At 55.0% G+C, this 22694-nt stretch carries 25 protein-coding genes; 21 read left to right on the top strand and 4 right to left on the bottom strand.

All coding sequences use genetic code 11. From position 1 onward, the window contains the following. Nucleotides 1-114 precede the first annotated feature (114 nt). The 9 genes from RB620_RS05255 to RB620_RS05215 all read left to right on the top strand — a co-directional run bounded on the left by RB620_RS05255 (nt 115) and on the right by RB620_RS05215 (nt 7950). On the top strand, nt 115-1134 hold the full coding sequence (locus RB620_RS05255) for an ABC transporter substrate-binding protein (protein ID WP_308092507.1): 1020 nt from the start codon (nt 115-117) through the stop codon (nt 1132-1134). After that, the gene (locus tag RB620_RS05250) at nt 1134-2150 is read left to right on the top strand and encodes a FecCD family ABC transporter permease (RefSeq protein ID WP_308092506.1); all 1017 of its coding nucleotides are present in this window, start codon (nt 1134-1136) and stop codon (nt 2148-2150) included. The genes RB620_RS05255 and RB620_RS05250 overlap by 1 nt, the downstream gene beginning before the upstream one ends. A 3-nt stretch (nt 2151-2153) precedes the next feature. Then, complete coding sequence (locus RB620_RS05245) at nt 2154-2969, top strand: ABC transporter ATP-binding protein (RefSeq protein WP_308092505.1); 816 nt, start codon at nt 2154-2156, stop codon at nt 2967-2969. After that, nucleotides 2950-3456, top strand: a complete 507-nt coding sequence (locus tag RB620_RS05240; RefSeq protein ID WP_308092504.1) for a HugZ family pyridoxamine 5'-phosphate oxidase — start codon at nt 2950-2952, stop codon at nt 3454-3456. Before RB620_RS05245 ends, RB620_RS05240 begins: the two co-directional genes overlap by 20 nt. A gap of 13 nt (nt 3457-3469) precedes the next feature. Further along, nucleotides 3470-3934 (top strand): DinB family protein, encoded by a 465-nt coding sequence (locus RB620_RS05235; protein WP_308092503.1) that lies wholly within the window; start codon nt 3470-3472, stop codon nt 3932-3934. Nucleotides 3935-4047: 113 nt separating this feature from the next. Then, nucleotides 4048-4404, top strand: a complete 357-nt coding sequence (locus RB620_RS05230) for an MmcQ/YjbR family DNA-binding protein (protein WP_374121362.1) — start codon at nt 4048-4050, stop codon at nt 4402-4404. Between the two features lie 178 nt (nt 4405-4582). Further along, nucleotides 4583-5764: an S-layer homology domain-containing protein gene (locus tag RB620_RS05225; RefSeq protein WP_308092502.1), complete on the top strand. Its 1182-nt coding sequence runs from the start codon at nt 4583-4585 to the stop codon at nt 5762-5764. A gap of 27 nt (nt 5765-5791) precedes the next feature. After that, nucleotides 5792-6889 (top strand): TlpA family protein disulfide reductase, encoded by a 1098-nt coding sequence (locus RB620_RS05220; RefSeq protein WP_308092501.1) that lies wholly within the window; start codon nt 5792-5794, stop codon nt 6887-6889. Nucleotides 6890-6927: 38 nt separating this feature from the next. Next, nucleotides 6928-7950 (top strand): dienelactone hydrolase family protein, encoded by a 1023-nt coding sequence (locus RB620_RS05215; protein WP_308092500.1) that lies wholly within the window; start codon nt 6928-6930, stop codon nt 7948-7950. Between the two features lie 62 nt (nt 7951-8012). On the opposite strand, the gene RB620_RS05210 is transcribed toward RB620_RS05215, so the two are convergent. The 3 genes from RB620_RS05210 to RB620_RS05200 form a co-directional block, all read right to left on the bottom strand. Further along, on the bottom strand, nt 8013-8609 hold the full coding sequence (locus tag RB620_RS05210; protein WP_308092499.1) for a hypothetical protein: 597 nt from the start codon (nt 8607-8609) through the stop codon (nt 8013-8015). A gap of 23 nt (nt 8610-8632) precedes the next feature. Further along, complete coding sequence (locus RB620_RS05205) at nt 8633-9247, bottom strand: M57 family metalloprotease (RefSeq protein ID WP_308092498.1); 615 nt, start codon at nt 9245-9247, stop codon at nt 8633-8635. 317 nt (nt 9248-9564) lie between these two features. Continuing rightward, nucleotides 9565-10431, bottom strand: a complete 867-nt coding sequence (locus RB620_RS05200) for a pentapeptide repeat-containing protein (RefSeq protein WP_308092497.1) — start codon at nt 10429-10431, stop codon at nt 9565-9567. Nucleotides 10432-10640: 209 nt separating this feature from the next. On the opposite strand from RB620_RS05200, the gene RB620_RS05195 reads away from it, so the two are divergent. The 12 genes from RB620_RS05195 (at nt 10641) to RB620_RS05140 (ending at nt 22269) form a co-directional block, all read left to right on the top strand. Beyond that, entirely contained in the window at nt 10641-11483 is an 843-nt protein-coding gene (locus tag RB620_RS05195; RefSeq protein ID WP_308092495.1) for a hypothetical protein, read from the top strand. A gap of 109 nt (nt 11484-11592) precedes the next feature. Beyond that, nucleotides 11593-12654, top strand: a complete 1062-nt coding sequence (rlmN, locus tag RB620_RS05190) for a dual-specificity RNA methyltransferase RlmN (protein WP_308092494.1) — start codon at nt 11593-11595, stop codon at nt 12652-12654. Between the two features lie 633 nt (nt 12655-13287). Further along, a complete protein-coding gene (locus RB620_RS05185) occupies nt 13288-14040 on the top strand; it encodes an ABC transporter ATP-binding protein (RefSeq protein WP_308092493.1) in 753 nt (250 codons plus the stop codon). Beyond that, a complete protein-coding gene (locus RB620_RS05180) occupies nt 14037-15386 on the top strand; it encodes an ABC transporter permease (RefSeq protein WP_308092492.1) in 1350 nt (449 codons plus the stop codon). Before RB620_RS05185 ends, RB620_RS05180 begins: the two co-directional genes overlap by 4 nt. Before the next feature lie 1042 nt (nt 15387-16428). Beyond that, nucleotides 16429-17055: a TetR/AcrR family transcriptional regulator gene (locus tag RB620_RS05175; RefSeq protein ID WP_308092491.1), complete on the top strand. Its 627-nt coding sequence runs from the start codon at nt 16429-16431 to the stop codon at nt 17053-17055. A gap of 34 nt (nt 17056-17089) precedes the next feature. Beyond that, nucleotides 17090-17974 (top strand): ABC transporter ATP-binding protein, encoded by an 885-nt coding sequence (locus RB620_RS05170; RefSeq protein ID WP_308092490.1) that lies wholly within the window; start codon nt 17090-17092, stop codon nt 17972-17974. A 5-nt stretch (nt 17975-17979) separates the two neighbouring features. Next, entirely contained in the window at nt 17980-18777 is a 798-nt protein-coding gene (locus RB620_RS05165) for an ABC transporter permease subunit (protein ID WP_308092489.1), read from the top strand. Between the two features lie 15 nt (nt 18778-18792). Beyond that, nucleotides 18793-19590 (top strand): ABC transporter permease subunit, encoded by a 798-nt coding sequence (locus RB620_RS05160; RefSeq protein WP_308092487.1) that lies wholly within the window; start codon nt 18793-18795, stop codon nt 19588-19590. 217 nt (nt 19591-19807) lie between these two features. Next, a complete protein-coding gene (locus RB620_RS05155) occupies nt 19808-20242 on the top strand; it encodes a DUF1801 domain-containing protein (RefSeq protein ID WP_308092486.1) in 435 nt (144 codons plus the stop codon). A gap of 123 nt (nt 20243-20365) precedes the next feature. Further along, nucleotides 20366-20494 (top strand): hypothetical protein, encoded by a 129-nt coding sequence (locus tag RB620_RS05150; RefSeq protein ID WP_308092650.1) that lies wholly within the window; start codon nt 20366-20368, stop codon nt 20492-20494. After that, complete coding sequence (locus RB620_RS05145) at nt 20436-20909, top strand: RNA polymerase sigma factor (protein ID WP_308092485.1); 474 nt, start codon at nt 20436-20438, stop codon at nt 20907-20909. Before RB620_RS05150 ends, RB620_RS05145 begins: the two co-directional genes overlap by 59 nt. After that, the gene (locus tag RB620_RS05140) at nt 20896-22269 is read left to right on the top strand and encodes an SH3 domain-containing protein (RefSeq protein ID WP_308092484.1); all 1374 of its coding nucleotides are present in this window, start codon (nt 20896-20898) and stop codon (nt 22267-22269) included. Before RB620_RS05145 ends, RB620_RS05140 begins: the two co-directional genes overlap by 14 nt. A 98-nt stretch (nt 22270-22367) precedes the next feature. Here the strand turns inward: RB620_RS05140 and RB620_RS30265 are convergent, their stop codons facing one another. Continuing rightward, a complete protein-coding gene (locus RB620_RS30265) occupies nt 22368-22586 on the bottom strand; it encodes a type II toxin-antitoxin system VapC family toxin (protein ID WP_374121361.1) in 219 nt (72 codons plus the stop codon). Nucleotides 22587-22694: the final 108 nt, after the last annotated feature.

Genomic DNA, 22694 nt, shown 5'->3' with positions numbered 1-22694 from the left:
TATAAAGATCAATATATAAAAAAATAGCATATAAAATTCTTATTGATAATAATAATCAATATCGTTATAATGATAACGGTTATCATTATTAATTACTCTATTGGGGGCATAACAATGAAGAAGTTGAAGTTGATGAGCTGGAAATTAACGATGATCGCGGTCATCGTCGCATTAACCGCGGCATGCGGCAATAACGGCGGCAACGGAGGCAATGAGCAGGCGGCTTCCCCATCGCCGACGGCCGAAGCTACGGCGGAGGCAACGGAGCAGCCTGCGGCAACGGAAGCGCCGGCGGAAAACCTGGTGGACGAAGCGCAAGTCGAGGAGCTGCTGGCGCAGTTCAAGAACCAAGAGCCGACGAAGCTGATCGCCATGTCCGTCGCGCTGACCGAGCTGTTCGATGCGCTAGGCGTGGCGCCTGCCGGCGTGCCGGTCACGAGCAGCAAGCTGCCGGCCGCGTTCGACGCGCTGCCGCGCGTGGGCTCCTCGCATCAGCCGGATCTGGAGGTGATCGCGGGTTTGCAGCCGGATGCGGTCATCGGGCCGGCCTCGATCAAAGAAAACCTCGAGAAACAATTCTCGGCCGCGAAGTTGCCGACGGCGTACCTGCCGGCAGACTCGCTCGATGAACTGAAGCTGTCCACGGTCGTATTGGGCCGCTTGCTCAAGAAGGAAGCGGAAGCGGATGCCCTCATCAAGAAGTTCAACGAGGACGAGAAAGCCGCCATGGCCGCGGTGGAAGGCAAAACGGCGCCAAGCGTGCTCGTTCTGTTCGGCTCCGCCGAATCGTTGATGTTCATGAATGAGAATACTTACGTGGGCAGCCTGGTAAAAAACCTTGGCGGCAAAAACGTCGTATCCGACGTGCTGAAATTGACGGAGACATACACGCCGCTCGATATGGAGAGCGTAGTCACGGCGAACCCGGATATCATCCTGTTGGTCGCGCACGGCGATCCGGAAGCCGTAGCCAAGAAGCTGGAGGAAGACGTGAAGAACGGCGGCGCCTGGGATAAGCTGAACGCCTTCAAGAACGATAAGCTGATCGCGCTCGATTACGGCCTATTCGGTATCGCGTCGCTGCCGAAAGCGGTATCCGCCTACAATGAGCTAGCCGGCATCCTGTACGAATAATGATGGGACGGGGCGAGCTGGCGGAAGGGAAAAGAGGGAAGGGCAGAATCGTGCTGATCGCGGCGGCGGCCTTGCTGCTACTGATGGCGGCGGTTACCGCCATCGGCATCGGCAGCGTCCGGTTCTTCCCGATGGAGACGTTCATGACGGTGATCGGACTAGGCGATGACAGAGCGACAACGATTCTTTGGGATATCCGGATTCCCAGAGTGACGCTCGCGCTGATCATCGGAGCCAATCTGGCGGCGTCTGGCGCGCTGCTTCAAGCCGTCATGCAGAATCCGCTGGCGGACCCCGGGCTTACCGGGGTATCCAGCGGGGCGGCGGTTGCCGCGTTGTTTATTTTGCTCGTCATGCCGGCCTATTCCTCGATGCTTCCGCTGGCGGCCATCGTCGGAGGCGGTATCGCGGCGATCATGATGTATGCCATGGCTTGGAAGAAAGGCGGGGGGTTCACGCCCATACGGATCATTCTCTCCGGAGTCGCGGTCAATGCGGTATTCGGCGGCGTCATCGGCCTGTTGTCGATCCTGTACAGCGAACGGCTGCCGAGCGCGCTCCAATGGCTGAACGGAAGCCTGAACGGCAAAGGCATGGACGACGTTATGGTCATTCTGCCATATTCGATCGTAGGCTGGATCGCGGCGATCTTCTGCATCCGGAAAGCCAATATTTTGAGGTTAGGGGAGCAGACGGCGCATCATTTGGGCCAAAATCTAAATCACGTGCGATTCTTGCTCTCGCTCGTTGCCGTCTATCTTGCGGCGGTGTCGGTCTCGACGGTCGGCCTCGTCGGGTTCGTCGGCCTCGTCGTGCCGCACATCGCACGATTGCTCATCGGCTCCGATTACCGGTTCAGTCTGCCGCTCGGATTATTCTCGGGGGCGCTTATCCTGCTCGTCGCGGATACGGCGGGCCGCACGTTCTTCAGTCCGCTGCAGATTCCCGCCGGCATTATCATGGCGATCGCGGGCGGACCGTACTTCCTATATCTCATGCGGAGGGGAGGCGCGTAAGGCATGCTGAAGGTACAGTCGCTGACCATTGGTTACGAGGGCAGGACAATCGTGAAGGATTTCTCGCTCGAAGTGCGCGAAGGCGAGGTCGTCTCCATCGTCGGGCCGAACGGCTCGGGCAAGTCGACTATCCTAAAGGCCATCACAAGGCTAATCCCATGCAAAGGCGGGCAAGTATGCGTGGCGGACCGGGAGCTGCGGAACATGACGCAGCGACAGCTCTCCCAAGTGATGTGCATGCTCTGCCAATCCAACAGCAGTCCCGCCGATATGACGGTGGAGGAGCTTGTCGGTTACGGCCGCATGCCGCATAAGAAATGGTACGAGAGGTTGTCGGGCGAGGATCGCGAAATTGTGGACTGGGCGCTGGAGCAGACGAATATGGTTCGTTACAAGGAGCGGCTCGTCGTCTCGCTCTCCGGAGGCGAAGCTCAGCGAGCGTGGCTCGCGATGGCGCTCGCGCAGCGGCCCAAGGTGCTCTTGCTCGATGAGCCGACGACCTACCTGGACATCGGTCATCAGCTCGAAGTGCTGGAGCTGGTGCGGAAGCTGAACCGGGAGCTGGGCCTAACGGTCGTCATGGTGCTCCATGATCTTAACCATGCGAGCGCCTACAGCGATCGGGTATGCGTCCTGAAGGACGGCGACCTGAAGGAATACGGCAAGCCCCGCGATGTCCTGACGATGGACGTGATCCGAAACGTATATGGCGTGGAAACCGATATTCAGTACGCGCAGCAAGACAGCGTTCCGCGCATTCATATATTGAGGAAAATACAAGAGGAAAGAAGGGATACGCTTGAAAGCATTGGATATTGATTCACTGAAAGAGCAGTATTTGGCGTTCTCGGAGAGCTTGAAGTCGGTGATGCTGAGCACGATCTCGGAAGACGGCAAGCCATTCGTGTCCTATGCGCCGTTCGTCAAGCATGACGGCAAGCTGTACATTTATCTCAGCCGGATCGCGAACCATTACCGCCATCTCGAAGCGAATCCCGAAGTCGATGTCATGATGATCGCGGACGAGGCCGATACGCCGAACCTATTCGCGCGCCAGCGCGCGAGATTCGTCGGAACCGCCTTGAACCTGGGGAACGAAGGGTACGAGGAGATTTTCGCCAAGTTCGAGCAGCGCTTTGGCAAAAACATGATCGGCATGCTGAAGGGGCTCGATTTCTCGTTGTTCGAGCTGACCTTGTCGGAAGGACGGTACGTCGCGGGCTTCGGCCAAGCGTTCGACATCGATTTGTCCGGCGAGACATTCCAGCACGTCGCAAGAGACGGTCATTCGGCAGGCAAAAAATAAGGAGGCGCATTCGATGTCCTACGAAACGGTATTGCCGATCTGGCAAGCGATTCAAACCAGATTTCATAAAACGGTCAAGGTGCTGCCGGAAGGCGATCTAACCCTTCAATCGGGTCCGGCTTCCATCGGTTATATGCTGAGGCATAACGCGGAGGTCGAGTATATGTTCGCGGAATGGTTCTTCGGCCGTCCGATGCCGGAAGGACTGGAGATCGTGACGAACAGAGGGCCTGGAGGCGGCAAAAACAAGCCGACGTTCACGAGCTTGGAGGAGCTGGTCGCGCTGCTCGAAGCGTCGAACGCCCACCTCATCGAAGGGATGCGCGAGCTTCCGGCGGAAGCTTGGACGCAGCCGGTCGAATCGCCGATCGGTGCGTCGACGCCGCTTGAGGCGGTAGGCCGCCTTATGTATCATACCGGCATCCATGCAGGCCAAATCTCGTTGATTCAGAAGATTGCGCCGGCGGAGAAATCCTAGCGCTTGAGTTGCAGAGAATACCAAAATCAGGTACAAAGAAGAGTAGAAGCCGGAATATCGGCAGCTGCTCTTTTTATTTTTTTGGAGCGTCCAAGAACGGAAGGGGAATGGAAATGAACATGTCTGAGCTTGCCGAATATTGCAAAGGGTTGAAAGGCGCCTCCGAGGATTATCCGTTCGGGCCGGAGCCGCTGGTCATGAAGGTAGGGGGCAAAATGTTCGCTTTGCTCGGCGCGAACGGCGACGTCGCCAATATCTCGCTCAAATGCGAGCCGCATATGGCTGAGCTGTTGCGGATGCAGCATGCGGCGGTAAACCCGGGGTATCATTTGAACAAAAAACATTGGAACACCGTCACGATCGACGGCTCGATCCCGGATGAGGAGATCCGGGAGATGATCGACCATTCGTACGAGCTTGTCGTCCGCAGCCTGACGAAGGCGCAGCGGGCGGAATTGGCAGGGGCGTAAGCTGCGGCAAACGCACATTTGTAAATGTGCAGGTAGAAGGAGCTGGACAAGCCTAGTGATTTAGGCCAATACAGCTCCTTTTTCTTTAACGGCAGCTACAGGAGGAAAAATGAGGAATTATGTCGAATGGTAAGTTTGCCCATCATACATAACTTAAACCAACGAGGTGGAACAGAAGATGAAGAAAAAAATGACGGCCCTGCTGCTGGCTATGACGTTGCTCCTAACATGGGGGACGGCGGTATCCGCGGCCGATGCCGAGCCGAAGACGTACGGCGAAATTTTATTCGATTTGGGATTGGTTAAAGGCACGGACGCCGGTTTGGAGGAAGACAAAGAACTTAACCGCGCGCAAATGATCGCCATCTTGAACCGCTTGAGCGAGCGCGAAGGCGAAGCGGCGTTCACGCCTCCGGTAACGCCGACCTTCTCCGACGTGCCCAAGAACCACTGGGCTTACGCGGATATCGAGAAAGCGTACCATAACGGAGTAACGACGGGAATCGGAGGCGGCAAGTTCGGCGCGGGCAACAAAATTACCTACCAACAGGCGGTTACGCTTCTGGCAAGGGTCGCGGGCTTCGATATCAATTACGCGAACGCGGTCGAGGAAGGCTGGGAAATCGGTATCGCGCTGATCGGGGAGAAAGCCCCCACGGCGAATCTGTTCCGCGGGGACGTATTCGAGCTGATGGTATGGACGCTCGTTACTTCGCAAGGCGAGGACGAGGAGATCTTTTTGATCCATTCCATCCCTTCGATTAGCTCGGCGAAACGCGAAGTGTTTCTGAACATGGACCCGCTGTCCATGTACAATCCGATGATGCCGGTATTCGAGTACGGGGCGCTGATCAATAATTACGAAGGCGACGACAAGTTTATTGCGGATGCCGCCCAGAAGCAAGAGCAGTATATGACGGAAGCGGCCAAGGTCATCGGCGCGTTCAAAGGCGTAGGCGAAGAAGTCGATTTCGCTGCGTTCTTCAAGGCGGCTGCCGCCGGCGGACAGGCGATCGCCCTGCCGTATGACTGGAGCGTGTACTCCTACGATGAAGAAATCGGCGAATTCGGTTATTGGGGATCCACCTACGCCGAATTGACCGCGGACGGCATGCTCTCTGGCGATGTGCAGGCGACCGAAGGCGGGGATTATTTCGAAGCTGCGAACCCTGTAGTGTGGAAGTATGCATCCGTTCAAGTAGACGGCAAAGCCGTGGACGCCTATTATGTTCTTATGGACATCGAAACGTACGAGGGAGAACTCGAAACGTTCGAGCTGTTTGTGCTCGTGGACGACAAGGGCGTGTATAAGGCAGCGCTTGTAGGCGTGCATGGAGACGGAGCGTACGTGCGGGAATAAGACGGAACAGGAAGTGGCGGGAAAGCGATGACGAATCTTCAGCTTGGATCGTTGGTGCTGAATACGGAGCTGCTGGTGTATCTGGCCGCGGGCTTGATGGGCTTGCTTGCGGCTAAGCTGCGGCTTCGGAAGCGGGGGGATGGGGACTTGTCCGCCGCGTGGAACGCGATTTTGTTATGGATCGCGATCTGGAAGGGCAGTCTGCTTCTGATCGATCCGGCTGGCGTGGTTCGCCAGCCGCTTTCTTTGTTTTTTTTTGACGGGGGCGCGATCGGATTCTGGCTGGCTTCGGCGGCAGTCGCGTGTTATCTGCTTGTTCGTTTCGGCAAGCTGTACGGCTCTGCCGAAGGCTGGATGTTGACCGGGGCATTCGCGTCGGGCTGGGCGGCGATTGACTTGCTGGCGGTGGTCGCTTTGGATCGCGAATCGGCCTTGTACATCCATTGGCTGGGACTGTTCGTTGCCGTAGCGGCAGGCTTGCTGCTGATCAACATTCGGAGCGGCGGCGGTCGGTTCTTTGCGATTCATGTCGAAGACGGCAAGCTTCGTCCCTCGGTCGGCCGATTGGCCGCGCAATCCGCGGGAGCGCTGCTCGTATTGGCCTTGCTCAGCTATACGGCGCATGACCAAACGCAGCGAATGATGGATAGGGCGGCCTTCGAAGAAGGCGGGTCAACTGCCGTCGGAGCCCGCGAGGGGAACGAAGCGCCCGCGATTGAACTTATCGGCTTGTCCGGACAGAGCATTGCTTTGGACCAATTCAAGGGGAAGACGGTGCTCGTCAACTTCTGGACGACATGGTGCAAGGTTTGCATGACGGAGATGCCGCATGTCCAGAAGCTGTACGACGAGTATCGAGAGCAAGGCGAAGACGTAGCGATCCTGTCGGTCAATGTGACAAGCCAAGAGCAAAGCGCCGCCAAAGTACGGCAATACGCGGAAAAACAGGCGCTTGGCTTCCCGATCGCGCTCGACGAGCGCGGCGAGGCGGCTGCTCAATATCGCGTAGCGGCTTATCCGTCCACGTTCATCATCGATAGCGACGGCATCATTCGGGAAAGGTTCCTCGGCGCCATCAGTTACGGCGATATGAGGAGCCGGATCGAGCGGGTTCGGGATAGGTAATCGGTCTGATTCTCTGACGGAAAGGCGGGAAACGGTCAATGTGGAATGGTGACTCGTGGCTAGCAGGATTGTACGAGGAAGCGGTTAGCCGCCATAGCAGGGAGGCGGAGACGGAGTCGCCTCTTGAGCGGAAGCGCCGGCTTCGAGAGGCGCTTCGGGAGGCTATCGGAAGCTTTGAGCCGAATCCCGGCTTCGAGCCGCGGCTGTTGGAGCGGGTCGTATGCGACGGTTATGTCCGGGAACGGATCGAGTTGTCCGCGACGCCGGGATTAACGTTCGGGGCGTATGTTCTGCTGCCGGAACATACGAATGGTCCGCTGCCGGGCGTGCTGGCGCTGCACGGTCACGGTTATGGAAGCCGCGAGATCGTAGGGTTGCTCGCGGACGGATCGCCGGATGTCGGCGCGCCGGGCATTCACGGGCACTTTGCCGTTCAGCTTGCGAAGCGCGGGATGGCGGTCATCGCGCCGGACGTTATCGGCTTCGGAGAGCGAAGGCTGCTTGCCGATCTGGCGGATAACCCCGATACGCCAAATTCCTGCTTCCGTCTGTCGACGGAGCTGCTGATGCTGGGCAAGACGCTGACGGGCTTGCGCGTTGCGGAATCGCTGTGCGCATTCGCCTATTTGGCTTCCAGACCCGAGGTTGACGAAGCCAGGATAGGGACGATGGGCTTCTCCGGCGGAGGATTGCTTGCCTATGCGACATCGGTGCTTGAGCCGGCCGTGCGGGCCACGGTACTGACCGGCTTCGCGAACACGTTTAAGGACAGCATCCTGGCGGTGCGTCACTGCATCGACAATTATACTCCGGGCATCTTGCTTCACGCCGAGCTGCCCGAGTTGATCGGACTTATCGCGCCGCGTCCGCTGTTCTTGGAGTCGGGCGATCGGGATCCGATCTTCCCGGTCGAAGGCTTTCGCCGCGCGGTTGCGACGATCAAAGAAATCTACGCCGAGGAAGGCGCCGGTGACCGCGTCGCCGTGGACCTATTTCCTGGCGCGCACGAGATTAGCGGACGGAAGTCATATGATTGGTTGAAGGAGACGCTTTCGGAGTAACGAAAGCGTTTCTTTTTTGTTTAAATATAGACTATTTTAGCGATACGCCAAAGTAGATCTACCTACTTCCCATTATGATACTTTGCCATAACCTTCTTATAGTTTTCTAAGTATTGAGTTTCGATATCCGTGACTTCAAGCTCCTCCTTCTTGAGCACTGAAATATCTTTACCAGTTGTATTTAAGATATACTTCCCTTGATGGTGACTGTGGATTTCATATGCATCAAAAGTATTGGATTTATAAAGATAGAAGATGTATTCCTTTTCCTTTTGGATAGGCAAATAATGTTCCCTGTGAATCTCATAAGCACCTCTAGCGTCTCTCCAACTTGCAAAAGGCTCCATAACAGTAACGGTATCCCCTTCATTAAACTCTCCATTGACATCCTTATATATTTCGATAATTTTCAAACTAGTAAATGTTCTCCAGTCTAAAGGAACTTTTGATTTATCGAATTTCACTTCATCAGCTAAGTTATCCACCAATTGTGCCTTTACGATTACATGTGATTGTTCTTCTAACTCTTCGAATGGTACTGTTGGATAATCTGCAGTAGCCACTAATATCTGAGGATTTAGCTGATTGTAGCCTACGAAGCAAATAATTCCTGCGAGTAAGCTCAATGCAATAATGGACGATATTTTTTTCATATTCATCCAGTTGCCCTCCACTTCCATATTTAGTACTTACTTTTTAGAACATCTTTATCATGCGTTTGAATCGTGTAGTAAAGGTTATCTCCTTGTTTCATAATCGCTGTTTCACTCGTATCTGCAGGGTGTTTTAGACCAAGAGTATGGCCAATCTCATGTGTAATAATTTTTCTCTTTAAGTCTGTATCATAAAACGAAAAGCCTCTTTTAGTTGTAGAGTCGGTATTATTGTTTAATCGAATTCTTCCAACTTTCCATTCCGCATCCCAATCTCCAGTATATCCCCACAGAACAGAGTATTTGAAATTCAATGCTAATGCCCAATCCCCTGTTGAACCAAGATCTGTTGCGAAAAGATTTATTCTGCTTGGAAAGGTTTCATTGTCAACTTCAGGATTATGATAAATCGATGTTATTGCTACGTTTGGATCAATTCCATTCCAGCGTTCAGCCGATTGTTGAATTAATGCAGACCATGTTGATGCAGAAGTGCCATATGCAACTGCAAGGTTAGTTGCAACGCTACTTGGCCAGTTGCCACTATATACATCTGTATTGTGTGCATGGACTACCGGCAAAGCAAATAATGTGGCTGCCAAAGTTGATAATATCAATACCTTTTTCAAATTCCTTTTTTTCACAATATGACACCTACTTTCCAAAGTGATCTTAGATCAACTAAATAATCACAAACTCATCAATACATAGTAAAAAATTCAGGTCTATTCAGTGGGATGAGGTAAGCGAATTCGAGCTAAGATAAATTTTATCCATTATAACCAATTAATGGAATGATCCTAGTGCCCTAATTTTGTGTCGAATTCTGACTGATTTCACAGACCACCGTATAGACGCATGCATACGGAGAAAATTTTAATCTTTCCCTTAGCTCGCGTTGCCTAATATGCTCATATCTAAGGAAGTATACGCCGCCAAGGATGGCGATAGCCATTTCACCTCAGAAGGACCAATAGGACGGCTTCTCAAGCCCCGCAGGCAGCTTCGTACGGGCGTCGCCCTTGGCCGCGTTGATTTGAAATTGCGTCAGGTAGAGGCTCTCGCGGAGATCGGCGCCACATAGATTCGTATCCCGGAAGTCGGCCCCGATCAGATCCGCCCTCCGCAAGTCCGCGTTCGATAAATCCGTCGCGATAAGATAAGCCCCGCGAAGATCGGCTCCCCTCAAATTCTCTCCTCTTAGCCGTGCTCCCATCAGATCGGCCCCTCTGCGAATCGGGTATTTCGTTCGCTTGCCGCCTGTTGTTGCCCCACGGTGGCCGTCCCGCGCCCGCACGAGCGCGCTTGCTTCGACGAGCAACGCGTTCACTTGGATCCGATGCGCGGCCGCGGTTGTTTCCAGCAGTTCTTCTGCAGCAAGTGAGGCAAGCGCCTCCGTAGCTTCCAACGAACGTTGGAGCTTCGGATGGATGGACTCGGTTTCTATCCGAGCTAACGCGTCGCGCAAATACCAGAGCAGCTCGTGGAGAAGCCGCATGGCATGGAACGCTTCGAACATGCCGGGCGCCAGCTCCGGTGCAGTACGCCAGTCCCGCCCTTCGAAGGTCGCCTGAGACACGCGCTGCCCCGCGCCGAAACAGTCGAACACCGTGCAGCCTCGATAGCCAATCTCCCTGAGCCGACTATGCACGCCGCATCGGAAGTTCTCCCGCAGATGCCTGCAGGGCGTTCCGGCAGGCTTGTTCGCCGCGAAGTCGGCCGAAGCCGCGAACGGCAGCGCCGTGCAGCAGAGACCGAAGCAGTTCGCGCAATCGGCGCGGAGATCGCTCCGTCCGAGCGGCATGGCGTTGTTAGGCGTATCGGTCATAGTGATCTCTCTTTTCTCGATTGTTTATGTTCAATGTATTTCTTGCGCGCATTTGTTTTCAATGGAAATAATCGCTGTAACCGTTTTTTCCCATAGCCTCAATAACGTTTTCTCGCCGATTAAGGCATTTTGACGCATGAATGCGTAGCGAATGTTCACAATAAAGGAGGAGATTGGAACAAGTATACGAATAGGGAGTTGTTCATGGAATGGCAAAACATGCAGTTGTGCGTATGATGGCGTTAGCAGCGGCCGCGTTGGTCGTGTCGGCGACGGTGATGACAGGACCTGTCGGAGCGAGCGCCGAGGGCGAAGCGGAATCCGTATGGGAGAGCGGTGCCGGCACGGAGCGGGAACCGGCTGTGGAAGCGGAGCAAGGAGACGGGGCGGAAGCCGCCGTCGAGGCGGAATCGGAAGCGGATGCCGGAGCAGAGCCGGAGCTGGAAGCGCGCACGGAAGCGGCAAGGGAACGCGAGGAAGGGGGTTCCGCCGGCCAAATCTGCTGGACGGACGCGAAGATCGAGCTGAAGCGATCCATGAAGCGGCTATGGATCGAGCATGCGATGTGGACCAGAAGCTACATGGTCAGTGCCTTAGCGGGCCTTGAAGATCAGAAGGCGGTTCTGGTCAGGCTGCTCAAAAACCAGCAGGATATCGGCGACGCCATCAAGCCTTATTATGGGGACGCGGCAGGCGATCAACTGGCCGAGTTGCTGAAGGAGCATATTCTCATCGCGGGCAAAATCGTAGCGGCGGCGCAAGCGGGCAATAATGCGGAGCTTCAGAAGTTCAACAAGGAATGGTACCGCAATGCGGACGACATCGCGACGTTCCTGGCCGCGGCGAACCCCCATTGGTCTAAGAAGGAGCTGAAGGAGATGCTCGATGCGCATCTGGCGCTCGTAGCAGAGGACTTGAAAGCTAGGCTGGAGAAGGATTGGGAGGGCAGCATCGAAGCCTTCGACAAAGGGGAAGAACATCTGATCCATTTTGCCGATATGCTGTCCGAAGGGATCGTGCTGCAATTCCCCGAGCAATTCAGGGCCGAGTAATGCTGGATCGTTGCTCTTGTATTCCTCTATGAATTTTGGGACAATAGGCTGTGTGCCCGAAGCCAAAGCAGGCATTGGTTGATACGAGGGCTTGAAAAGAGGAATACAAATGAGCAAACCATCCATTTATGGACTGACAATAGAACAATTGACGGCATGGCTGTCGGAGCGCGGACATAAGAAGTTCCGGGCGACGCAGGTGTGGGAGTGGCTGTACCGGAAGCGCGTGACCGACTTCGACCTGATGGAAGATGTCCATCCGACCTGTGTCGCGCTGCTTAAGGAACATTTTGCGATCGGCACGATGGAGGAGCATGTGAAGCAGGAGTCGGTCGACGGCACGGTGAAGTTCCTGTTCCGGCTCGTGGACGGCAATCTGATCGAAACGGTGCTGATGCGCCATAAGTTCGGGCTGTCCGTCTGCGTCACGACGCAGGTCGGCTGCAACATCGGCTGCAGCTTCTGCGCGAGCGGGCTGCTGGCGAAGAGCCGCGACCTATCGAGCGGGGAGATCGTCGAGCAGATCATGAACGTGCAGCTCCATCTGGATGCAGCGGGCCAAGGCGAACGGGTCAGCCACATCGTTGTGATGGGCATCGGCGAGCCGTTCGACAATTACGCGAACGTGTCCGACTTTATCCGCGTCGTGAAGGACCACAAGGGTCTCGCGATCGGCGCCCGCCATATTACGGTGTCGACGAGCGGCCTCGCCGGCAAGATCAAGGAGTTCGCGGACAGCGATCTCGGCGTCAATCTCGCCGTATCGCTTCATGCGCCGAACAACGAGCTTCGCACGCGCATCATGAAGATCAACAAAGCCATCCCAATCGAGAAGCTGATGGATTCCATTGACTACTACTTGGAGAAAACGCGGCGGCGGATGACGATCGAATATATTTTGCTGAAAGACGTGAACGACGGAACGGAACAAGCGCTGGAGCTTGCCGGGCTGATGCAGCCGCGGAAGCAGCTTGTTAATGTCAACCTCATCCCGTACAATCCGGTTGATGAGCACAGTCAGTACCAGCGGAGCGAGCAGGAGTCCATCCGCGCGTTCTACGACGTCATGAAGAAACAAGGCATCAGCGTCAGCGTCCGCCTGGAGCACGGGGCGGATATCGACGCGGCTTGCGGCCAGCTTCGAAGCAAGCAGATGAAGGCGGCGAACTAACGGTCGTAGTAGGCGAGACCGACTTAAGAGAAGAGGTTCCTATTCAAGCGAATAGGGCCTCTTTTTTGTTGAAAAAAACTTTGAGGCAGACCCCGTTCGTTTAAAGGATCGACAAGCCTTTATTCGTCAACAGATTAAAATGTATCCGTTGCGCTCTAATAAGAGCATGTAGACCGTTAGCAAGAAGCAATAACGAGCACAACGAAGCGCAAACCATTAAAGAGCCCCCGAGCAACCTTCCGCCTCGCGAACCTAAATCCGCTGAATGGGCATTGGCGAGAGAAATAGATCCGCCTCGCGTATCTAAATCCGCTGAATGGGCGTTGGCGGAGGAAATAGATCCGCCTCGCGAACCTAAATCCGCCAAATGGGCGTTGGCAGAGGAAATAGATCCGCCTCGCGTATCTAAATCGCCGAATGGGCGTTGCCTAGAGAAGTAGATCCGCCTCACCTACCTAATTCCTCGGCGGGTTGGCAAGGCGGTCCTGCGTCGGTTGCGCGCGAAGCCGGACAGCTTTAGATTTCTACACCTTATCTTAAGGTTTTCTTTAGCTTCGCTTACGTTTGCCTTACGATCTGGCGGGTATGCTTGTTGCAGATGAACGAACCGATGAACGAGAGGAAGGGATTCGCATGATCGAGATGACGGGAATCAGTCATCAATTCAAGATAGGCAAGAAAGGCAAGGAACGGATCGTACCGGTGCTGCACGATATTCATCTGGGGGTGGCCAAAGGGGAAATCGTCGCGATCGTCGGACGAAGCGGCTCGGGCAAGTCGACGCTGCTGAACTTGATGTCCGGCTACATTCGGCCGACGGCGGGCGAGATTACAGTGGCGGGGAGGAACGTGACGAAGCTGGACGAAGGACAGTGGGCGGACTTCCGGCTGCGGCATTACGGGTTTATCTTCCAAAACTTTCAGCTCATCTCGAGCATGACCGCCTACGAGAACGTGGAGCTGCCGCTTGTCTTGAAAGGCGTGGGCAAAGCCGAGCGCCATAAACGGGTCATGAAAATGCTCGAGAACGTCGATATCGCGCCGTTCGCCAGCCATTATCCGAGCGAGCTGTCCGGCGGGCAGCAGCAGCGGGTGTCGGTAGCGCGCTCGCTTATCCTGGAACCGCCGATCGTGCTGGCGGACGAGCCGTCCGGCAGTCTGGACAGCGAGAACGAGAAGGCGCTTCTAACGATGATCAAGCAGCTGAACCACGAGCTCGGCATTACGTTCGTCATCATTACGCATGACGATCAGGTCGCGTCCGTCGCGCATCGCACGATCCGTCTGCAGGACGGCAAGCTGGCGCGCCCCGCGGCAGCGAAAGCGGAGTCCGAGCCTGCTCGGATCGCAGCAATCGAAAGAAGCAGGGAGGAGCAAAACGTATGAAATTCAGCGATCAACTCCGGTTCGTCCGGCAAAATATGAAACGAAACAAAACCCGCCTCTTCATGACGGTGCTCGCGACGGCGATGGGCTGCGCGTTCCTGACCGTGCTCGCGTCGGTCGGCTTCGGCCTGCAGCAAAGCGTGGTCGAGGAGGTCGTCGGCGACCGGCTCGTGACCGAAATTACGATTTTCGATAAAAATCCGGACTTATTCGACACGCAGGGCATTCAGAACGGGGATATCGACTATTTCCAGTCGCTCCCGAACGTGAAGGCCGTCACTTACCGGAATTATGTGCAGCAATGGCTGGAGCCTAACGTGGACAATGTGCCGGTTGAAGTCAATCAGAAGATCGGAATGGACTTCGAAGCCGAGAAACGCGCGGGATTCGCGCTTGGCGCGGGTCGATTGCCCGAGCAGCCGAACGAAATCGTCGTCGGCTATCATATACGCGAGCAGATGCCGAAGGAAGGGGAAACCTCGCCTCCGTTACCCGATGCGTCGGAGTGGCTGGACAAGACGATGAAGCTGCAGGTCAGCTATTACGAGAACGGCGCGCTTGCGAAAAAAACGATTGATGCCGTCATCGTCGGCGTGGCCGCAAAGCCTACCAGGGAATGGAACCTCGACAAAAACTTGTACTTCGGCGAAGGGTTGCTCGAACAGATCGAAGCGATTACCGGCACGCAGCTGGGCGAGCTTCCGTACTTCGAGACGACGCCGACCGAGGAGCAAGTGACCGAAGCGCTCGCAAACATCGCGAAGCCGTCGGCGGAACGGAATTATCAGGACGTCACCGTCATCGCGGAGGATGCTTCCAAGGTGAAGCAAGTCGCGGAGGCGATTCGCGAGAAAGGGTATTACAATCATTCCATCGCGGATGAGCTGAAGCAAGTGAACATGATCTTCATGATCATGAAGATCGGGCTGATCTTCATCGGGACCATCGCTGTCCTAATCGCGTCGATCGGCATCTTCAACACGATGACGATGGCCGTGACGGAACGCGCGCAGGATATCGGCATCATGAAAGCGATCGGTGCGCATCCGTCCGTCATTCGCCGCGTCTTCCTGCTAGAGAGCAGCTTAATCGGTCTCTTCGGGGCGATCATCGGAACCGTGGTATCGTACGGCATCTCGATCGCGGTGAACGGCGGACTGCCGTTCCTGATCCAGATGCTGATGGAAGAGGAGCTTCCTGCGGATTTCAAATTCTCGATCATTCCGCCGTTCCTCGCCGTGCTCACCTGCGTCATTGCGCTTGGCGTCGCCTTGGTATCCGGCCAGCGTCCGGCTAGACGGGCTACGCGGATCGACGTGCTCAGCGCGCTCAGGAGAGAAGTTTAGATGGAATAGGGGCGGGGCATCCGATGATGCCCCGCCCTTGCTGTCTTAGGCCGGGCTTTCTCTAAATATAAGAAAGTATAAGTTTTTACTATACTGGGCTTCTATTTCTCGGAATGAAACGCGCCACGCCGCCAAAGGACGGCGACAGCCGTTTCACCTTGAAATATAGGAAAGTATATCATATCGCCATACTTTCTCTTAAATTTTCGGAATGAAACGCGCCGCGCCGCCAATGGATGGCGACAACCGTTTCTCCTTGGTTGTTTAGGAAACTATGTACGACACCGAGTTGTGCTAAGGGCTGAGTGGCGAGTGGCAAGTGGCGAGTGACGAGTGACGTGTGGTGTGTGGAGAGTAGCGTGTGGCGAGGCTCTAACGGTTGCCACAGAGGCTATTTTAGCTAAAACGCCCGCTTCCGAAATGTAACGGTTGTGACGGAGCTTATTTCGAGGTAGACCACCATTTTCCAGCTTTTTTCGCCAATTAAGCTCCACCGCAACCGTTACATTCTCAAAACAGCCTAAATGAGGCATTTAGCCTCTGTGGCAACCGTTACACGGTCTTAACAACGACTGGTGACGAACGAGCCCACGAAAACAGCAGGAAGAAAGCAAATACATGTATAGGTTTGCTATGAACTGAATGCATGCGCGTAGAGGCTTTTTTGTTCTATTTTTTAAAATATAGGAAAGTATATGATTTCGTCCTACTTTCTCTATATTTCTCGGAATGAAACGCGCCACGCCGCCAAATGACGGCGACAGCCGTTTCACCTCGGGCAAAGGAGGAAGAAGGTCAAACGAAGGCGATATCGCGATGTGGAGCGAGCGATTCGCAGATAGCATGGCAACAGCAAGAAAACGAGGCGTCTAAACGGGAGAAACTGTCGCAGGCGAGGCGATTTCAAACCTGTACAACCATTGTTCCACTGAGGATAAAGGGAGTAGAATAAGCATTGACCACCTTGGTCAATGCTATTTTGCATAGCGGGCGATAGCTGTCTCAAGGCTGCAAACATCCTATGCGCATAGGAGGAGTAAAGTTGTTCGACAAGTTTCTGAGCATCGATCAAGAGAAGCAGCAGCGCGTCATTAACGCGTCGCTCAAAGTATTCGCGCTTAAAGGCTACGAAGCGGCATCGACGAACGAGATCGCTCGCGAAGCGGGCATTTCGAAGGGATTGTTGTTTCATTATTTTACAAGCAAAAAGGATCTGTATCTGTACCTGTACGACTACGCGGTCGATCTGATCACGGAGAAAGTAAACGAATTCGTCGATCCCCGGGAACGCGATTTCTTCGAGCGGCTGAAGCAGATCACGAACGTGAAGATGGCCATCTACGACCAATTCCCCGATCTGCTGACCTTTCAGAAAACGATCTATTTCGAGGAGAGCGCGGAGGTCAGCTCGGAGCTGAAGGCGCGGAGCAAGCTAATCGCGGAGAACGCGTACCACAAGCTGTTCTCGGACATCGACACGTCGAAATTCAAGGAAGGCGTGGACGTGAAGCGGGCGATGAACGTCATCTTGTGGTCGCTGGAGGGGCTCGCCGATTCGGAGCGGGAGAGGCATAAGGCGCTTGGCATCGATTTGGATATTCCTCATCTGTTGGAGGAGTATGAGCGTTACGTGCAGTTGTTCAAAACAAGCTTCTACAAGCAGTCGTAATCCGCGGCGGATCAAAGATGAGGAGGAATAGGGCATGTCTGTCATCGCATTAAACGGGCTGACGAAAACGTACGGAGGCGCGAGAGGCATTACCGATCTTAGCTTCACGGTGGAACAAGGGGAGATTTTCGGCTTCATCGGGCCGAACGGCGCGGGCAAGTCGACAACGATTCGAACGATGCTCGGGCTTATTTACCCGACGAGCGGCAGCGCGAAAATTTTCGGCAAGGACTGCATCGAGCACGGCCCCGAGATCAAGCGGGAGATCGGATATTTGCCTTCCGAGGTATTCTATTACGATAACATGCGCGTGAAGGATCTGCTGAACTACTCGGCGAGCTTCTACAAGAAGGATTGCGGTAAACGCATCAAGGAGCTGGCGGAGCGGATGGAGCTGGACGTGAGCAAAAAAATCGACGACCTCTCCCTCGGCAACAAAAAGAAGGTCGGCATCGTGCAAGGGCTTCTCCATTCGCCCAAGCTGATTATTCTCGACGAGCCGACCAGCGGGCTCGACCCGCTCATGCAGCAGCGGTTCTTCGAACTGCTGGAGGAAGAGAACCGCGGAGGAGTCACGATTCTGTTCTCGTCGCATATTCTCAGCGAGGTGCAGCGGTTGTGCGACCGGGTAGCGATCATCAAGGAAGGGCGGCTGATGGCTCTCGAGAAGATGAGCGACTTGAAAGAAAACACGTACAAACGGTTCAAGCTGCAGACCGCTTCCAAGGTGGCGGCCGGCGCCTTCGCCATTCCCGGCGTGACGGAGTGGAAGGAAGCGGAGGGCGCGGTGACGTTTCTCTACAAGGGCAATATTAACGAGGTTACGCGCCGGATCGCGGAGCTGGATCTTCTTAATATGTGGGTCGAGGAGCCGGATCTGGAGGAAATCTTCATGCATTATTACGTGAAGGAGGCGTAAAGTCCATGAACATGTATCTTTATGAACTGAAGGCTTATCGGAACACGACTTTGATCTGGACGGGATCGATCGCCGCGCTCGTATTGCTGATGATGTCCATATACCCCTCCTTCGCGAAGGACGCGGACGCGTTCCGGGAAGTGATCGAGTCGATGCCGGAAGCCGTCATGAAGGCGGTGGGCATCCAGCTCGACACCATCGCTTCCTTGCTCGGCTTTTATTCGTACATCTTCCTCTACGTTACGTTGTGCGGCTCGATCCAGGCGATGCATCTTGGCGCTTCGATTCTGTCGAAGGAAACGAGGGAGAAAACGGCGGACTTCCTGCTCTCCAAGCCGGTCACGCGCGGAGCGGTATTCGCGTCGAAGACGCTTGCGGCGCTTACGCTGCTGCTGCTTACCAATGCGGTATTTTTTGCGGCATCCAGCCTAATTGCGTCGGCCGTTAAGCTCGAGAGCTTCGATTACGGGACGTTTGCTCTGATCTCGTTATCCTTGCTGCTTATCCAGCTTGTGTTTCTTGCGATCGGGATCGCGGCGGCGCTCCTGCTGCCCCGCATGAGAACGGTGCTTCCGGTTACGCTCGGCACGGTGTTCGCGTTTTTCATCATTTCGTTCATAGGAGCTACGACAGGGGACGGCAAACTCCGCTACCTGACGCCATTCCAATATTACGACCGGGCTTACATCATGGAGCATAGCGGATACGAGCCGGAGTTTATCGCAGCGTCGGCCGTCATTATTGTGGCGTGCACGGCGTTCGGCATCCTTCGTTATCTGAAGCGCGATGTCCACGCCGTTTAGGAAGGAGATAAGGCGATGAATCTATTTTGGAGAGAAATGAAAGCCAGTCGCAAATCGCTGATCATCTGGATTGTAGGCATTATCGCGATGGTGGCGGGGGGCATGGGCAAATATGCGGGGATGGCCGAATCGGGCGATTCGATCAACGAGCTTATGGCCGATCTGCCGAAGACGCTTCAGGCGGTATTCGGCGTCGGAGACTTGGATATCGCTACGCCGATCGGCTATTATGGCGTACTGTTCCTCTATTTGCTGCTGATGGGCACGATCCACGCCTCCATGCTGGGGGCGAATATCCTCTCCAAGGAGGAGAGGGACAAGACGTCGGAGTTTCTGCTGGTCAAGCCGATCTCGCGGGAACGGATGCTGGCATTCAAATTGTTGGCCGCACTCGCGAACGTCGTCGTATTTAATGTCGTCATGTCAGTAAGCTCCCTCCTCGTTGTCGATACGTACGCGGCGGAAGGCGAATCCGTGGCGGGCGACATCATTACGCTGATGATCGGCATGTTGTTCGTGCAGCTTGTGTTCTTGAGCATCGGATTCGCCATTGCGGGAGCGGGGAAAAAACCGAAGCGGGCGGTGGCCATTTCGTCGGCCGTCATGTTGCTGACGTTCCTGCTTTCGATCGCGATCGAGGTAAGCGGAAAAATCGACTTCCTGCGCTTCCTGACGCCGTTCCAGTACGTGGATGCGTCTGAGGTCCTCGGCAGCGGGCTCGGCATCGGCTACATGCTGTTGTCGCTTGGTATTTTCGCCGTGTGCCTGGCCATCATGTTCGTGGGCTATAAGCGAAGAGATATTCAAGTATAGGCGATGACTGGCGGAATGTGGGCGGAAGCGGCTTGAAACCTTCGGGGGGGCAGCACGTAAATAGGTAGTAAGCTTTCCGTCTCGCCCCCCGGGCCGGAATGCGGAACTAGAAACGGCGGGTCGCGAATAGCGGCTCGTTGTTTTTTTTGGCATAATAGGGGAAGACAGCTTGTTCAGTATGACTGATGATCGAATGCCAGGATAAGGAGATGGGAAGATGGCGTACGAGGCAAAAATGAAGATGACGGACAGCAGCGTGTTCGAATTTATCGAGGCGGTAGACAGTCCGAAGAAACGCGAGGACGCGTACCGGCTGCTTGATCTGTTCACGGAGACGACCGGCCTCGAAGCGAAAATGTGGGGACCTAGCCTTATCGGCTTCGGGTCGTATCATTACAAATATGCGTCCGGTCATGAAGGGAATGCGCCGATCGTCGGTTTCTCCCCGCGCAAGGCGAAGATCAGCCTTTACCTGGACCCGGGCGAGCCGAAGTGGGAAGAGAGGCTGAAGAGTCTCGGGAAACATACAATGAGCGTAGCTTGCCTCTACGTGAACAAACTGGCGGACATCGACCTGGACGTGTTGAAGACGATGATAACGGAGTCGGTCGCTCATATGAACGAGAAGTATCCTTCCGGGGTAAGCGAATAAAGCGAAAAAGCTTTTTTGGGGAGCCGTGCGCGAGCGCGGTTCTTTTTCTTTTTTTGGGGACTTGTCGGGAAATCGGGAACCTAATCGTCGCTTGATGTGTCTAATTGGGTAGAGGTGATGGGAGTGGAGCAGGACTATTGGAAGTTCGTGGAGCGATTCTCGCCAGACGACCTGAACGATCTGATGCGTCTGCATGGCCAAGAAGTGTGGAACTACGCTTATTTCCTCCAAACGAGCGGACTTTACGGATGATATTTCTCAAGAGGTGTTCCTGAACGTGTTCCGCGGTCTGAGCCGTTACCGAGGGGAATCGTCGATGCAAACCTGGCTGTTCGCCATTACGCGGAACTGCGCGTTTAATTACCGCCGGTCGGCGTTTCTGAGGAGGGTTACGCTGATGGATCGAGTAGAGCGGCGGGGGGACTCGCCTTCGGCGGAATCGGAAGCGTTAGGCAACCGGTTCACGGACGAAATTTGGGAGACGGTCATGTGTTTGCCCGCCAAATACCGCGAACTGCTTGTGCTTGACGCAAAGTACGACCTGAGCGTCAAGGAGATGGCCGAGCTGACGGGGTTATCCGTTGGAACGGTGAAGTCCCGCCTGTCCCGCGCCCGTCGCAAGGCCGCGGAAGCTTGGAAGGGAGATGCCTTGTATGAGCGAATCTAGGCCGGATTGGTACGAGCGCATGAAGACGGGGCCGTTCCGCGAAAGAACGTTCACGGAGGAGAAGCGGCGCCGAATCTCGGAGCTTGCGAATCATGACCGGAAGCGCCCGGGTTTACGCGGCTGGCATTGGGCGGCGGGCGCGGCTGCGGCGGTCCTGCTCGTTCTTTTTGTTAGCTTGCGGCAACCAAGTTGGTTCGGAGACGACCCCGTCGTTTCGGTGCCGAACCCGGTGCCTTCCGAGGCTCAGCCGACGCCTTCCGAGAGTCCGCAGTCCAAAGTGAAATACGTCAAGGGTGAGACGGGGGCTTATGCCGAGCCGGATTCTTTTACCATGCATGAGCCCGAATTTCTGGTAGAGCCCGGGGTTCCGGTGGAAGTGAAAGAGAGTGCGGGCGGTTTCGCCCGGGTGGAGCAGGCAGGCCGCGCAGGGTGGGTGAACGAATGGTATCTGACGTCAGACGGGGAGGAGCGGTCGGTTGTTGCCGTTGAGCCATATTTGATGCTTGTTGGGAAACCCGTGGCATTCCGCTTCAATCCGCATGAACCCGAGCCTTCGGGATTCGAACTCGCTTCCGGGAAGGTCGTTAGGGTGACGAAGGAGTACGAGGATTGGGTCTGCATCGATATGATCACCTATGATCAGCCGTATGGCGGCGAGTTCTGGGTGAAGAAGACGGAGCTCGACGCATGGAATCCGACTCTGGCGAAGGAGGGAGTTCTGCGGCAAGGCGCGATCGTTCTCGGCGAGGACGGCGGGAAGATCGAACTATCGGCCTTCAACCCTATCGTGGTGCAAGAAAAACGGGAAGACGGGCGTTACCGGATCGGGGCGGCGGGGGGCTTCGCAGGCTATATCGAGGAGAGCGATTTTGTGCCGAATCCGTTCCTGGCGGAGAGCGAGGCGCGGCGGTTGTTATCGTCAGCCATGCAAGAACGGTGGTTGCTTACAGCCGAAGAGATGGAACAGTACGGGCAATTTGCCGCTAATCATGATGAGGAGCTTCTTCGCGGACTGTCGCCGATTCAGATTTTTCGCTACTATGTGCAGGCGCAAGAGGCAGGGGATCACGAGACGGCGTATGCACTGTTTATCGATGACCCGGATCACGGAGTGCCTAGCTACGAGTCGTATAAGAATGACCTTTCGCGCGATCAGCAGGGCGTGGAGCGTACGTGGCAATTATGGGCAAAGCTTAAGCAGGGCTATACGCTGAAAGAGGAAGTCGAGTTGACCGAGGAAGACCATGCGCTCATCCGCATCTCTCCGGTGGGCGGAGGTACCTCGGAGGAGGTTTACGGCTTCCAAATCGTCAGGAACGACGCAGGCATTTGGAAGGTTGGCTGGATGCCGATGCAGTAGGGCGAGCAGGTCGCTCATGCCGGGATAAGGATCATCTCGGCGGGCAGCAAAACAGCGGGTCTGTCGGATGGAAGCAATCGTCCGATGGATCCGCTGTTTCAGATTTGATGTATAAGTCTGCAAGGTATTTCCTCCACTTGTTCCAGGCGTAAATCATACGTAACAAAAACCAATACCTCGGCTTGCGAAACGATTGCCGAAGCGACTACAATCGCATCTGGCGTTCTTAATCCATACTTACCTCTTAAGAAAGCAGCCTGTTCGGCGACCGAATTGTCAACCGGCACAATAGATAAGTTGGGGAAATGAGTAAACAAAAGCTAATATTGTTTCTCTAATGCCAGATTTGCGTCCCGGATTGGTTTCACTAAAATCTCGGTCAGTGAGAGGGTAGATGCAGTGGCCGAGTATGTTCCACGCTCTAT

This window comes from Paenibacillus sp. LHD-117 (genome assembly GCF_030929555.1).
In the GTDB taxonomy this organism is placed as follows: Bacteria; Bacillota; Bacilli; order Paenibacillales; family Paenibacillaceae; genus Pristimantibacillus.
This window is presented reverse-complemented; position numbering and strand designations above follow the sequence as displayed.

Coding starts and splice junctions, on each gene's coding strand:
- RB620_RS05255 (WP_308092507.1), top strand. CDS start 115: ATGAAGAAGTTGAAGTTGATGAGCTGGAAATTAACGATGATCGCGGTC.
- RB620_RS05250 (WP_308092506.1), top strand. CDS start 1,134: ATGATGGGACGGGGCGAGCTGGCGGAAGGGAAAAGAGGGAAGGGCAGA.
- RB620_RS05245 (WP_308092505.1), top strand. CDS start 2,154: ATGCTGAAGGTACAGTCGCTGACCATTGGTTACGAGGGCAGGACAATC.
- RB620_RS05235 (WP_308092503.1), top strand. CDS start 3,470: ATGTCCTACGAAACGGTATTGCCGATCTGGCAAGCGATTCAAACCAGA.
- RB620_RS05230 (WP_374121362.1), top strand. CDS start 4,048: ATGAACATGTCTGAGCTTGCCGAATATTGCAAAGGGTTGAAAGGCGCC.
- RB620_RS05225 (WP_308092502.1), top strand. CDS start 4,583: ATGAAGAAAAAAATGACGGCCCTGCTGCTGGCTATGACGTTGCTCCTA.
- RB620_RS05220 (WP_308092501.1), top strand. CDS start 5,792: ATGACGAATCTTCAGCTTGGATCGTTGGTGCTGAATACGGAGCTGCTG.
- RB620_RS05215 (WP_308092500.1), top strand. CDS start 6,928: ATGTGGAATGGTGACTCGTGGCTAGCAGGATTGTACGAGGAAGCGGTT.
- RB620_RS05210 (WP_308092499.1), bottom strand. CDS start 8,609: ATGAATATGAAAAAAATATCGTCCATTATTGCATTGAGCTTACTCGCA.
- RB620_RS05200 (WP_308092497.1), bottom strand. CDS start 10,431: ATGACCGATACGCCTAACAACGCCATGCCGCTCGGACGGAGCGATCTC.
- RB620_RS05195 (WP_308092495.1), top strand. CDS start 10,641: ATGGCAAAACATGCAGTTGTGCGTATGATGGCGTTAGCAGCGGCCGCG.
- rlmN (WP_308092494.1), top strand. CDS start 11,593: ATGAGCAAACCATCCATTTATGGACTGACAATAGAACAATTGACGGCA.
- RB620_RS05185 (WP_308092493.1), top strand. CDS start 13,288: ATGATCGAGATGACGGGAATCAGTCATCAATTCAAGATAGGCAAGAAA.
- RB620_RS05180 (WP_308092492.1), top strand. CDS start 14,037: ATGAAATTCAGCGATCAACTCCGGTTCGTCCGGCAAAATATGAAACGA.
- RB620_RS05170 (WP_308092490.1), top strand. CDS start 17,090: ATGTCTGTCATCGCATTAAACGGGCTGACGAAAACGTACGGAGGCGCG.
- RB620_RS05165 (WP_308092489.1), top strand. CDS start 17,980: ATGAACATGTATCTTTATGAACTGAAGGCTTATCGGAACACGACTTTG.
- RB620_RS05160 (WP_308092487.1), top strand. CDS start 18,793: ATGAATCTATTTTGGAGAGAAATGAAAGCCAGTCGCAAATCGCTGATC.
- RB620_RS05155 (WP_308092486.1), top strand. CDS start 19,808: ATGGCGTACGAGGCAAAAATGAAGATGACGGACAGCAGCGTGTTCGAA.
- RB620_RS05145 (WP_308092485.1), top strand. CDS start 20,436: ATGGCCAAGAAGTGTGGAACTACGCTTATTTCCTCCAAACGAGCGGAC.
- RB620_RS05140 (WP_308092484.1), top strand. CDS start 20,896: ATGAGCGAATCTAGGCCGGATTGGTACGAGCGCATGAAGACGGGGCCG.